Annotated in this window: 10 protein-coding genes; 1 reads left to right on the forward strand and 9 read right to left on the reverse strand. The window is 50.9% G+C overall.

Annotated elements, in window-relative coordinates; genetic code table 11:
* Nucleotides 1–13 precede the first annotated feature (13 nt).
* From Q8K39_RS04545 to Q8K39_RS04585, 9 genes are all read right to left on the reverse strand, one after another.
* Nucleotides 14–754, reverse strand: coding sequence for a flagellar motor protein (locus tag Q8K39_RS04545; protein ID WP_186955463.1), 741 nt, complete (start codon nt 752–754; stop codon nt 14–16).
* Entirely contained in the window at nt 736–1467 is a 732-nt protein-coding gene (locus tag Q8K39_RS04550) for an RNA polymerase sigma factor FliA (RefSeq protein WP_186955464.1), read from the reverse strand. Before Q8K39_RS04550 ends, Q8K39_RS04545 begins: the two co-directional genes overlap by 19 nt.
* 5 nt (nt 1468–1472) lie before the next feature.
* On the reverse strand, nt 1473–2303 hold the full coding sequence (locus tag Q8K39_RS04555) for an antiactivator of flagellar biosynthesis FleN protein (RefSeq protein ID WP_230413841.1): 831 nt from the start codon (nt 2301–2303) through the stop codon (nt 1473–1475).
* Nucleotides 2296–3630 carry a flagellar biosynthesis protein FlhF gene (flhF, locus tag Q8K39_RS04560; RefSeq protein WP_305258469.1) on the reverse strand — a complete coding sequence of 445 codons (1335 nt, stop codon included), beginning with the start codon at nt 3628–3630 and terminating at the stop codon, nt 2296–2298. Before flhF ends, Q8K39_RS04555 begins: the two co-directional genes overlap by 8 nt.
* Nucleotides 3627–5717 carry a flagellar biosynthesis protein FlhA gene (gene flhA, locus Q8K39_RS04565; RefSeq protein ID WP_305258470.1) on the reverse strand — a complete coding sequence of 697 codons (2091 nt, stop codon included), beginning with the start codon at nt 5715–5717 and terminating at the stop codon, nt 3627–3629. Before flhA ends, flhF begins: the two co-directional genes overlap by 4 nt.
* A complete protein-coding gene (gene flhB / locus Q8K39_RS04570) occupies nt 5714–6865 on the reverse strand; it encodes a flagellar biosynthesis protein FlhB (protein WP_305258471.1) in 1152 nt (383 codons plus the stop codon). Before flhB ends, flhA begins: the two co-directional genes overlap by 4 nt.
* Before the next feature lie 250 nt (nt 6866–7115).
* Nucleotides 7116–8945 (reverse strand): hypothetical protein, encoded by a 1830-nt coding sequence (locus Q8K39_RS04575; protein WP_305258472.1) that lies wholly within the window; start codon nt 8943–8945, stop codon nt 7116–7118.
* A 54-nt stretch (nt 8946–8999) separates the two neighbouring features.
* Entirely contained in the window at nt 9000–10202 is a 1203-nt protein-coding gene (locus tag Q8K39_RS04580; RefSeq protein WP_305258473.1) for a zinc ribbon domain-containing protein, read from the reverse strand.
* A gap of 1009 nt (nt 10203–11211) precedes the next feature.
* Nucleotides 11212–11820, reverse strand: a complete 609-nt coding sequence (locus Q8K39_RS04585) for a TetR/AcrR family transcriptional regulator (RefSeq protein WP_305258475.1) — start codon at nt 11818–11820, stop codon at nt 11212–11214.
* Between the two features lie 331 nt (nt 11821–12151).
* Here Q8K39_RS04585 and Q8K39_RS04590 point away from each other — a divergent pair, with 331 nt between their 5' ends.
* Nucleotides 12152–12919 (forward strand): ABC transporter substrate-binding protein, encoded by a 768-nt coding sequence (locus Q8K39_RS04590; RefSeq protein WP_305258476.1) that lies wholly within the window; start codon nt 12152–12154, stop codon nt 12917–12919.
* Nucleotides 12920–12983 lie beyond the last annotated feature (64 nt).

The raw sequence follows: 12983 nt of genomic DNA on the forward strand, positions 1-12983 counted from the left end.
TTGAATTCTGGTGTTAAGTACGGTGATTGGTCAGTCTTTCTTCTACCACGCGTGGGCTATCGCCCAAGGCGATACTATAAAAAATATCAGAAAGCATTTCGCGGCGCGTGACTTCACGGCCTATGATTTCCTTCAATTTATTACTGACTGGCAAAAACAATAAGTTAGCCATCCCTACACCATAAATGGTGGCAACAAAAGCGACTGCGATACCACCACCCAGCTTGGATGGATCACTGAGATTTTCCATGACGTGGATCAAGCCCAGCACCGCGCCCAAAATACCTATGGTAGGCGAGTAACCACCTGCGGCTTCCCAGATTTTGGCAGCCTGGCGCTGCTCCATCTCATACAGGGAAATATCGACATCCAGTATGTCTTTGAGGCGTATCGGGTCTATGCCATCAATCACCAGGCGCAGTCCCTTGCTGATGAACGGATCATTGGAGGCATTCATATAGCGTTCCAAACTGAGGAAACCTTCGCGTCTGGCAACGACACTCCAGATCAGCGCATCAGCAACATTTTTCTTGCTACTGTCCGGCGGTTCAGATATTACCCAGCGCAGCATCCGCACGCCACGCTTGAAGGTACTCAACCTGCTTTGCAGCAAGACCGCACCGAGTGTGCCAACCACAACGATGACAAATGCGGCTGGTTGCACCAGCGAAGACAAACGACCACCTTCCAGCAATTGCCCGGAGATGATGCCAAATACCACCAGTATCAATCCGACTATGCTAGCCCAGTCCACGCTTTCTCCCTTAAGTATGCCCTGAGCCTGGCGACTGCCTGACTATGCAATTGTGAAATCCGCGATTCCGACACCCCCATCACGGCACCAATTTCTTTCAAATTCAATTCCTGCTCGTAGTACAAACCCATTAGCAGTTTCTCTCGCTCTGGCAAGCTGTCGATCGCACCAATGACGGCATCGCGAAAATCATCGTTGAGCAAATCCTGCAAAGGATCGCCAGACAAGTCTGAGCAATAGTGGTCGAGAAAATGTTCTTTAGTATCCGAGTCGTGAAAGTCTTCGTAATACACAAGCTGATGCCCGCCACTGTCAGTCAGCAAGTCCTGATATTCTTCCAGACTGAGCTTGAGTGACTTGGCGACCTCAGTTTCCAGTGGTGGCCGCCCCAGTTTTTGCTGCAGCACATTCATGGCATTTTCTATCTTGCGCATGTTCTGGCGCACGCCGCGCGGCAACCAGTCACTACTGCGCAATTCATCCAGCATGGCACCCCGTATGCGTTGCACCGCATAGGTTTCAAATTGTGCGCCATGAGTATCTTCATAGCGGTTAACGGCGTCCAGCAGGCCTATCATACCGGCCTGCACAAGATCATCCACCTCCACACTGGGAGGCAGGCGCGCCTTCAACTGGTAAGCCAGACGCTTGACCAGTGGAGCATGCTCCCTTAACAGGAAGTTTTTATCTGATTTTCCGCTAGCGGTGTACATTTTGATTACATTCCAAGACCGACACCCAGCTCAGGGACTCCTTCTACACATAATGTGGAACGCGCAGTCATCGCCAATTGCTCGGCCAGCCTGGAAAACGCCAATGATGCCAAAGCTCTAGGAAAAGCATCAATCACAGAACGTCCCAAATGCGCCGCCTTTCTGACATGCTCGTCTTCCGGCACATTGCCGACATAGTGCAATGGCACTGCCAGATAACGGCTGGCCGCCTGCGCCATATTTGTATAAATCAATCTCGCCTCTTTTTCTGATGCACCGGACACCAAAATACCATAACCTCGCCGGCCTATCCGGTTGCTAACCCGCTTGATCAGTCCATATGCTGCCTTGATCATGTCAGGATCAGCAGATACCTGTATCACCAGCTCGCTGTCGTCCAGCGTCGCCAATGGGAAGGCATCGTCCAGGTTAATATCACTATCAACGATCACCAGGTCCGAACTATTGGCCACTGTGTCAAAAACTCTCGACAGCTGGCGCGCGCTTTCTGGCGGCAACCAGGCATGCCTGGCCAGCATCGTCACTGACAAGCCTGCAGCCACCAATTTAACAGCTTCCTTCATTGTACGCTGTTGTCTCGCTACATCCAATAAGGTCTGATCATGCCTGGCATTCAACCATGCACCTACGCTGTTTTCCGAGGCGCGGGCATCGACCATCAGGACCTGGTTGCCCTGGCGCGCCAGCGACACGCCGAGATTGACTAACATGCCACTCTTTTCATCCTCTCTCAAAGCCGACAAAAAGGTGAACACCCTTGGTTTTGGCCCCGCCAGCATGCGCCGCAGGCCTTCTGCCTGATCAAAACTAGCCAAGGAACACCTCCTTGCCAGCACGGCCAGATGCTCTGGCGGCGGATGCTGAAGAAGAGACTGCACCAGCCATCAGCAGTGGCAATTCCTCGTCGAGATAGCGAAAAGCCGCAGTCTCACGCTTGAGCTTGAAAGCACGGTCGATCAAATACAATTTATTGGCAATATGCAGGTCTTCAGGCACACGCTGACCGCTGGCGACGTAATACACCATGAGCTTTTGACGGATCGCAATATCGAGCGCTCCCCCTATCGTCGCAGCCTCATCGAGTTTGGTAAATATGCAACCCGCCAGGCCATTACCCTGATAAGCGCGCACTACTTCACTCAGGGTTTCACCCGTCGATGTCGCATTCAGGCATAGCAAACGCTTTACTGGAGTGTCTGTTCCAGACAACATTGCTACCTGCTCGGTCACCATCTTGTCGCGTTGGCTGACACCGACAGTATCGATCAATACCGTATGCTTGTTCTTGAGCTCGGACAAGGCGATGCGCAAATCGGCTTCATCCTTGACGGCATGCACCATCACACCGAGGATTTTTCCGTAGATGCGCAATTGCTCAAAGCCACCGATACGATAACCATCAGTCGTGATGAGGGCCAGCTTGGATGGACCATGACGCATGACACACCGGGCAGCCAGCTTGGCAGTAGTGGTAGTCTTGCCTACGCCTGTTGGGCCAACCAAGGCATACACCCCACCCTTTTCCAGCATTTCATTTTCATTATCGATCGTGGACAAATTGCGAACCAGAATATTTTTGATCCATTCCAGCCCGTCCTCTACCTTGCCTGTTTCCGGCAGTTTCTCTACCAGATAGCGCGCCAGGCTGGCACTAAAACCGGTAGCCAGCAATTCGCGCAGGATTTCTGCTTTTTGCGGCTGGCGTTTTTGTGTCTGCGTCCAGGATATTTCTGCCAGTTGAGATTCAAGCATGCTGCGCATGGAGCGAATTTCTGACATCACGTCATTCAATTCATTGGCACTGACAGGCGCCTCCAGCTCACTGACAAAACTGCTGGCGTTTTTTTGCGGCTTGAATGCAGGCACATCCACGCTACGCTCTGGCGTTCTACTCAGGGGCCGGTGCAGAGCGACCGCTTCTTCTGTTTGAAAACGTGGCGGAAAGCGTGGCACTTCAGGTACCGCAACCTGCTCACCTGCATCCGGTGCGATAGCGCTAATGGCTTCATCTGCCATTGCCAGAATCTCCACCTTGCCACCCACATTCCGATTCGACAGGATTACGGCATCCGCGCCCAAAGCATCGCGCAACATGCGCAAAGCTTCCCGAGAACTATTCGCGGTAAATTTTCTGACGTTCATGATTGACCTCCGACCAAGCTGGTGACTCTAATTGTTTTTGTTTCAGGTACTTCTGCGTGTGACAATACTTTTAACTGTGGCAAATTGCGGCGCAGGAAACGCGACAGCAAGGCGCGCAATGGCGCAGGCACCAGCAACACTGGTGTCAAGCCCATCTGTTCCTGATGTTCAGCGGCCGCCTGGGTCTGGCTTGCCAGCGTGTCAGCCAGGCCTGGCTCTATGCCTGAACCATCCGCGCCACTGGTTTGTAGCGCTTGCATCAAGAGGCGCTCAAGACGATTATCCAGTGTCATGACTGTCATTTCATTTCCGGTTGGGAAAATCTGCTGAACGATGGCACGGCCCAGGGCAATCCTGACCTGCGCAGTCAATTCATTGGCGTCCTGAGTATGCATGGCTTGTTCGGTCAAGGTCTCAATGATGGTGCGCATATCGCGGATATGCACGCCTTCGATCAACAGGTTTTGCAAGACTTTTTGCAAGGTAGACAGTGGCATGGATTTTGGCACCAGCTCCTCTACCATTTTCGGCATGTCTTTTGCCAGGTGATCCATCAACAATTGCACTTCCTGGCGACCCAGCAATTCAGCAGCATGGCTGGTGATCAGATGATTCAAATGGGTGGCAATAACAGTGCCTGAATCAACCACGGTATAACCCATGGCCTGTGCCTGCTCGCGAATGGCTGCATCAATCCAGACGGCAGGCAAACCAAAGGCAGGGTCAGTAGTCATTGCACCAGGTAAATTGCCAGTCACCATACCTGGATTAATCGCCAGGTATTGACCGCTCAAAGCCTCGCCAGCACCGACTTCTACCCCCTTCAGGGTAATTCTGTATGCCGAAGGTTTGAGTTCAAGATTGTCGCGAATATGCACTGGCGGAGATAAAAAACCAACTTCCTGGGCGAATTTCTTGCGTATCCCTTTAATGCGGCGCAAGAGTTCACCACCTTGGTTTTTATCCACCAGCGGGATAAGGCGGTAGCCAACTTCCAGGCCCAGGGTATCGACAGGCAAAATATCCTGCCAGGTTGCTTCTTCCATTTCCTGTGGCGCTGCGGTCGGTGTATCCACTCGCTCATCTCCGGCAACAGGCGCAACTTCCGACCGTTTATTGAGAAGGTAACCGCCACCACAAAGCACTGCCGCCAGCAAGAGGAAAGCGAGATGAGGCATGCCGGGTATCACGCCCATGCCACCGATGATGCCACCAGTGATGATCATGACCTGGGGTTTGGCAAACAATTGGCCGATCAACTGATCACTGATGTCTTCATCATTTGCCACGCGCGACACCACGATACCAGCCGCAGTAGAAATAATCAGCGAGGGAATTTGTGCCACCAGGCCATCACCAATCGCCAGCAAGGTATAGTTTTTCAATGCGGTAGAAAAATCCAGGTCATGCTGCACCATGCCCACGATCAAGCCACCCACAATGTTGATGATGGTGACCATGATGCCGGCGATCGCATCGCCGCGCACATATTTACTAGCACCATCCATGGCGCCGTAAAATTCAGCTTCTTGTGCAACTTCGGTACGGCGGCGGCGGGCCTCTTGCTCGGCGATCAAACCGGCATTCAAATCGGCATCGATCGCCATTTGTTTGCCAGGCATCGCATCCAGTGCAAAACGCGCACCCACCTCGGCGATACGGCCAGCGCCTTTGGTGACGACAGTAAAGTTGATGATGGTCAAAATAACGAACACCACGATACCAACGGTGTAGTTACCGCCGATCAAAAAGTGACCAAAGGCTTCAATCACCTTGCCTGCTGCGTCTGGACCAGTATGGCCTTCAGTCAGCACTATGCGGGTGGATGCCACATTCAGTGACAGGCGCAACATGGTACTGACCAGCAGCACGGTAGGAAACACCATGAAATCCAAAGGCCTGACCGTGTACAAACTGGTCAGCAAAACGATGATCGCAATCGCGATATTGAAGCTGAATAACACGTCCAGAATAAATGCAGGCAGAGGCAAAATCATCATCGCCAGCATCATGATGATGAGTAAAGGTGCAGCCAGTGCCCGGGTATTGATGCCATTCATCCAGGCAGGCAAGGTGAAACTATTCATGCTTGTGCTCCTGCTTGGTTATTCGGATCAAGTTCTGGTGGTACATGCAAATCATTTGGCTCTTCAGGTCTATTGCCGCCAACCTTGGTATAGCTGCGCAACTGGTAAACATACGCCAGCACTTCTGCCACTGCGGCATACAAGGTTTCAGGTATTTCATCACCAAGGTCGGTATGTGTGTAAAGGGCACGGGCCAGTGGGGGCGCTTCCAGCAATGGCACCTTATGTTCTTTCGCCAGTTCACGAATCCTGGCAGCCACCGCATCTGCTCCTTTGGCGACCACTTTAGGAGCACCACTGCCGCCTTCCGTGTATTTCAGGGCGACGGCAAAGTGGGTCGGGTTGGTGATGACCACATCTGCTGTAGGAATTTCAGTCATCATGCGACGGCGCGCCATTTCACGCTGCTGTGCCCGGATTTTTGCCTTGATTTGCGGATTACCGTTGGCTTCCTTGGATTCCTGCACTACCTCCTGGTGAGTCATTTTCAGCTTTTGCGCGTACTGCCACATCTGATAAGGTGCATCAATGGCAGCAATCAATGCCAGCGAACCCACAATCGCCAAAAAACACACGCCCATCATATGGCCGACGTGGGCAGGGCCAGACTTCAGCGCCTCTAGTGGCAGGGCAAAGATGGCATTCTTTTGGCCCATGATGACGATCCAGGCAACAGAGCCAACCAAAATTGTCTTGATGATGGCCTTGACCAATTCCACACCTGCACGGGCGGAAATCATATTACCGAGACCAGAAATTGGATTCATACGAGAAAAATTTGGCGTTAATGCCTTGGCGCTGAACAACCAGCCGCCAATCAGCAAAGGCGAACCCAGCGCCACTATCACCAAAAGTCCCGCAGCGGGTGCGAAGGCCAGCAGTACATCCATCAGGCTGGCTGCTATTTTCGCAAACAGAAGTTCATGATCATAGATAATCGCCCGCTCCAGCGACAAGCCAGAGATCAGTGCATGATTAAGGTGACGCACCAGTCCGTCACCCATACCCCATAACGCACCTCCTGCTGCCAACAAGATGGTGCAAGTAGACAACTCTCTCGAACGTGGAACATCGCCCTCTTCCCGCGCCTGTTCAAGGCGCTTGGGCGAGGCCGGTTCGGTTCTTTCGAGATCGCTATCTTCGGCCATTGCCGACTCCTGTTATTTCCACAAAGCAAGTGTTGCTTTGATTACGCAAATGTACAGGTGTAATTATTGGCTATGGCAGAAGCGCAAGATGCGTTGAATAAGGGAGGAAATACCCCCCTCCTCTCAGCAAGGAAGGGGCGAATGCTAAAAAAAGCAGGTGAAATGCCCGAACAACAGGCATGGATAACGAGCCAGCCCGAAAAGCATTATCACTTAACCAATTTAAGATAAGGCATACGGCCTAGATAATTCAGGCAGTAGCTACACGATTGCCACATTCCCCGCAAAAGCTGGCATCCACATCCACCGAAGCACCACAGGCCCGGCATGCCTGCATGGTCTTGATCTTATTCATCGCTGCGGCGTATTGCCTTTTCTCTTTCTCGCTATGGTCTGGCAACTGCTGCTTTCCCGACGCCAAGGCAGAAGCCTTAGCAGTGTTAGCAGCAGGATCAGCAATCATCTGATTCATCATGCCAACTTTTTCTGCACGTTCCAAGTCTTTAGCCGAGGTCGGTGCCACCACCATGGAATTTTGTTCGGCAAAGCATTTCAGACTCTGCGCCAGTTCATCGGCATACGCTGGCAAACCGCGCATTCCAGTCATTTGACGAAGCGAGTCGCGGCCAAAAATAACAGTATCGATTTCTGACACCCATACACGCAAGGTCATGGATTCTATGTTGATGACCTTTTTACTGGTTTGCAGATTGCCAGAGATTTGATTGCCCAACTGGACACTGGCGGATTCAAAACTGCCCTGTATGTCAACCCAGATCAGTTTCGAGACGAAATCAAAACGTCCCCAGAGTACATGCGCAGCACGGTAACAGTACATGCCCACGCCAAAAAAACTGCAAGTCAGGGTGAAGTTGGTCCATACCGTCTCGCTGGCCAGAATGGCGCGCGTCAGCCATACAGCCATCAGAGTGCCGCTGGCAATTAAAACGAAGGCCAGACCAGTCAAGCACGTCAGCCAGAAAAATTCTTTGGTGGCCAGCGCATGTTGAAGACTTTCTGCCACCTTGCCCACTTGCGGGCACGGCTGGGTTTCTTCAAAAATTTCAGCTGTGAACTGCCCTTGCGGACCTTCGATAATGGGTGAACGACGCGAATATTTACGGTTAGGCGTGCGACTAAACCATTTCTCCATCAATATCCTGTCGAGCTCTTCCAATAATTTATTTGGATGGGCATTCATGGTTACCGTTTCTACCACACGCGCCGCACCAATGACCTGAGGAGTGGCTAGCAACTGATTTTTCAATGCCAGACCAAAAACCGCGCAAGCAGCCAATGCACACAACATGGTGAGCAAGACCACGCCATTTACCGACAGGTTATCAACCGGCGGCAAATGAGATGCCAACAAGCCCAGTACGACAGGCCCGAGTACCGCCAGTACAATCAGGATGATAAGACTGCTGATACCCACATTGGCGGTTTCCTTGATCGCACCAGTCGTGGTGGCGGTGCGAGCAACCATCGGGCGCATGATCTGAAAAAACACAAATGCACCATACACCAGCCCTATCCAGGCATTAGCCGCACCTTGACCAAACACTAGCCAGCAAAATAAAAAGCTGATCAATGTCGCAGTCAAAGACAGAAAATTATAAAACTGTGTCTGCGCAGAATACTGGATGACAATGGGCGCAAATATCAATTGCGGCACCCAGGAATACAACAAGCCATTCAAGGGCCCGTTTGGCTCTTTAAGTGAAATCGCATTCTGCCTGAGGTTTTCTTTGTAGTGACGGGCATATTCTGAATCACCGTCTTTGTCCGCAGGCAGCAGCGGTGCCAGACTTTCAGGGCGATTACGTCCAAAGAAATAGCGCAGCTGCGAAAACGCACGTGCCAATAATAATATCCCGAACAACAGCAGGATGATGGCGATCCCCAGTACTGCAAAGACCGGCAAATCTGGCGCAGACGCCAAGCGCCCACGTATATCAAACATGACCCAGGTGCCAGCCAAAATCAGCAATCCGCCAGAAATCATGCTGGCAAGATTTTCTACCTTATAGGGATTGGGAAACTCAAATAACTGGCTTTCCGGATTGAATTCATAGCTCATGCGCGCAACTCTTTATTTGAAATATGTTTGGACTATTGGTTGTTTAGCAGCGACTTATTCGCCTTGCAAGCGCCGGGCCTTTTTTATTCTGGCTTTGGCAGCAGCATTATTCGGATCCAGGGCCAGCGCGCTTTGTGCGGTAGCAATGGCACGGTCATAATCACCGTTAGCGAGAAAACTATCTGAGCGCGCCAGCAAAGCTGCTACCTGCCCCTGGCTCATCCCGCCACCGAAGGGGGTGTGCATGCCGCGCGAAAATTCTTGATGTTGCGCATTCAGGTTGCGCTGGCGCTTGCCAGATGCAGGCAACACCTCATCAAAATCTTCCTCGTCATCGAAATCATCCTCATTTTTCTTTTTGGTATTCTTTTTCGCATTCTGTGCTAATGCAACGGGAACTGAAGCTGCAGCTGGTTCAGGAGCTGTCGTCATCTGTGTCGCCGAACTAGCAACAATTGGCGGATTCTGCATCCCTGGCATGTCTGTCTTAGCGCCTGTCGCAGAACTCACCACCGTGTCTGCTATTGGTGCCGATGCGCTCGGAGCAGACTCACTGGCTGATGCCGAAGCTGTAGCAATAGCGCTGCTATCCGCTTGCACCGTTTCAGTAGTTGCTACTAAAGTGCTACCTGGCGAAAACCAAAAATAGCCGCCCGCCAGTACACTGACCAGCAGCAATAAGCTGACCGCAATTGCCACCAACTGCGATGCCGGCATACTTGTTTTCATAATGTCACCAGGAATTACCGTATCAGGCGAGTTGCTTTTCTTGTCTAGTTCGACTGGCTTGCTGACAGGTACCTCCGTTTGCAATACCTCTGTGGCAGCAGGCACTTCTATCGCCTGAACCAGAGATGGCGCTGGCGATGATGACAAAGCCGCTTGAGCGGGTTCGCCATCAAGATCAAGAGTCGCAGGACTGATTTCATCCAGATCCAGGCTCAACTCTGTGAGCGCATCTTGACTGGAAGCAGACAAGTCAAGCTGCGTCAGCGGAACTGAGTCTTTGAAAATTTCATCATGAATATCAATACCATGGGTTTCGCTTGAAGCAGACGGTGTAGAGCCAGCCACACTGGTCCCGCACTTCTTGCAAAATTTAGCCCCCGCAGTCAATTCGGCCAGGCAATTTGTACATGACATGGCGGGACCAGGCTGCACACTGCTATTAGCATTAACAGTGATGGATGATCCACAGGATTTGCAAAACTTGGCCCCGTCTTTATTCTCAGTACCGCAGTTTTCGCAATTGAGCATACGTGTTCACCTTGATTAATTGATATGGCATGATCTCAGAAAATTGCCATATATTCAACCAGGCATGTAATGCCTTACACAGTTTGTACGACTACAGGCACAGCAACCATACGGTGCATGAAATACATCATGAATGCGGTAATCAACACCGTAAACACCAGAATATCACCCAGCAATCAAAATACAGGATAGCTCCTCCACCTGCAGGCTAACTGACGATCATGCCAGCAACCACTAAGCCAACAACACAGATAGTTTGTTGCATGGACGAGTTAATCGCCATGAACGAAATACGACTATCAGCGGCTGGCACGGCCAACATCATTGCCTGGGCCTGAATGATGCTTGAAAAAATCCCGACGAACAGCAGGAGATTGACAAGGATGACCAAAAGTACTGGAGTAACACCAAGACGGGTATAACCTGGCTAGCAGCAAATGCTGTTTACAATGTACCCATCACCCTGCCACGCATCGAGAATGGGAACAAGCCTGTCGTGATCACCAGTACGATGTCACCAATGACACCACCAAACAAACCCGTCACTATGCGTGTAAACAAGAGGAAGTAAAAATTAGGCGCAATACCGCAAAGGTAAGTGCTGATGATAAAACATGTGTAAAAGAACAGTAATAGGGCTTACGCAAAACCGCCCCAGCTGCGTTGCAGCTCCTAGCCGTACTAAAGTACTGCCTTCGTCGCTGACGCCTTGCTGGGACAATTTTGCGTAAGTCCTAAGTAAGAGTCTATTACAGTCAAATCGGTCAGCAAAACCCGCTGCCGCAGAACCTGCGATACCTGCACTTAAGGCATAGGCAGATACCACCACACCAAACTGTGAAGCTGAGGCTATCGCCCATTTTATCCTGGATGCCTTTCATCGTTCAAAAGATAGTGAATACCCCAGGGCTTCACTGCATGCCTTGTTCAGTCTCATTAAGAATGGCTGGAAAGAATAGCACTCTCAGGAGTCAGGTTCCATCAAAAGCCTTACACCTTAAAGAAAGATTCAGGCTGGCGCTTGTGCCGACAGACTATTTTCTATAAATGCCCTGGCGGTGGTCGCTGCATAGCCTTGGGGCATGATATCCCCCGCCGCACTGGCGAGTTGAAATGCTCCCTCCATAAAAGCGAGCAGGCCGGCAGCCAGCTCAGGCACGCTGCTGATGGCCTTCTTCTGGTCTTGCAGACACGCAGTTAGCAAAGCCTGTATCAGAAATAATTCAGCCGCAATTGCCTCCTGAAACACCGCACGCACTTCCGGCTGCCGGACAGCTTCCGCACCAATCACCACCCAGGCCGACACAGCCTCAGGCATCGCACCCTCCCCTTTTGCCAGGCGCGCATTGATATAGGCCAGCAACTTCTCTCGCGGCGTTGTGGCGGTTGCCGCCAGCAAGTCATAGCGCGCCCGTGACATCGTCGCCAGCAACTTGACCAGATAAAGCAGTATCTCGCCCTTGCTCTTGAAATGATAATGAATCAAACCTGATGCCAGGCCAGCCTGTTTGGCAATTGCCAATATGGTAGCTTTTTCATAGCCATGCTCCGCCATGACAGACAACAAGGCAAAAACGATCTCTTTACGACGCTGCTCGGTATTGGATTTTCTCGACATTGTGAAGACCTGCTTACAATTTTGGTTATCAAACCAAATTCTACTTGGTTTCAAGGGATTGCAAACAAAGTATTCTGAACACAAGAACAAACAAAATTCGGACTATTGCAGACTACAATCAGGCCGGAGCAAAACACGAATGTTGGAACAGCATTCAGATGTCCATCTCATGGCATAAGCTGATTCCGTGATGTCTGCATAAAAACCAATCTGCTTATCAAAATGCAATGCCATTTCATTGCACCACTTTTTAGAAATATCAATTGGCTTTAGCCTGTCGTCGAGAACACCTATGTTGCACCGCTTTAAACGGTTTATCTGCCTTCTATTTTTGTCAGCATTCGCACTATTGCCAGCATTTGCCAATGCAAGCAAACCGGACAACGACAAGCCTGTGATCAAACTCTTTCTACAAGAAAGCCTGGACATCCATGGCCGGCAATTGCCCTTGGACCGTGATCTGGAAGCCATACTGATTTATTTCGAGCGAGAATCAGGCTTGCATTTTGATAAACAGTTATTGCCCTGGAACCGCGCGCAACTCATGGCGCAAAATGGTGAGGGAATCGTCTTTGGCATCTCAAAATCGCCAGAGCGCCTCAAGCTGTATCACTTTTCCATTCCCGTCGTCAGTGAAAAAATATGGGCGATTACTTATGGCGATCCGCGCCCTAACTTCCAGTCCATAGAAGACTTGCGCGGCAAAACCGTTAGTATAGGCCGTGGTTTCAGCCACGGTATGGATTTTGAAAAAGCCAAAAACGTCCTCTTCAAGGTGCAGGAAGATTCCGCCTCTTCAGCTGCTCGCTTTAAAAAACTCATGAACCGCCGCAGCGACATCATGCTCTGGCCCGTACGCCAATTGCAGAGCGCAAGCCAGGTAGAAGCCTACCTGCGCGACCAGCTCATCCCCAGTTTCAATGACCCTGAACTGACTGGAAAAACGTTTTATGTCTCTGCCAAACCCGTGTTTTATGACACCACCCATTTTGCCGCAGCGAATGGCAAATATGAAGCGGAAATGGAAAAATTGAATGTGGTAATCCGCAAGGGAACAGCGAATGGGAAGTTACCTAAATTGCTGGTAAAGTTTTACTGACGGCAAGATACTCACATCTTGAAGAAACGCTGCGCAGGACACAAATCTGGGCAGCGTTTTTTTA

It is taken from the genome of Undibacterium sp. (assembly GCF_030683615.1).
GTDB classification, from domain to species: Bacteria; Pseudomonadota; Gammaproteobacteria; order Burkholderiales; family Burkholderiaceae_D; genus Undibacterium; species Undibacterium umbellatum.

What these genes read in the sequence shown, in the direction of transcription:
- Q8K39_RS04550 (WP_186955464.1), bottom strand. Translation starts at nt 1,467, where the DNA reads ATGTACACCGCTAGCGGAAAATCAGATAAAAACTTCCTGTTAAGGGAG.
- flhF (WP_305258469.1), bottom strand. Translation starts at nt 3,630, where the DNA reads ATGAACGTCAGAAAATTTACCGCGAATAGTTCTCGGGAAGCTTTGCGC.
- flhA (WP_305258470.1), bottom strand. Translation starts at nt 5,717, where the DNA reads ATGAATAGTTTCACCTTGCCTGCCTGGATGAATGGCATCAATACCCGG.
- flhB (WP_305258471.1), bottom strand. Translation starts at nt 6,865, where the DNA reads ATGGCCGAAGATAGCGATCTCGAAAGAACCGAACCGGCCTCGCCCAAG.
- Q8K39_RS04575 (WP_305258472.1), bottom strand. Translation starts at nt 8,945, where the DNA reads ATGAGCTATGAATTCAATCCGGAAAGCCAGTTATTTGAGTTTCCCAAT.
- Q8K39_RS04580 (WP_305258473.1), bottom strand. Translation starts at nt 10,202, where the DNA reads ATGCTCAATTGCGAAAACTGCGGTACTGAGAATAAAGACGGGGCCAAG.
- Q8K39_RS04585 (WP_305258475.1), bottom strand. Translation starts at nt 11,820, where the DNA reads ATGTCGAGAAAATCCAATACCGAGCAGCGTCGTAAAGAGATCGTTTTT.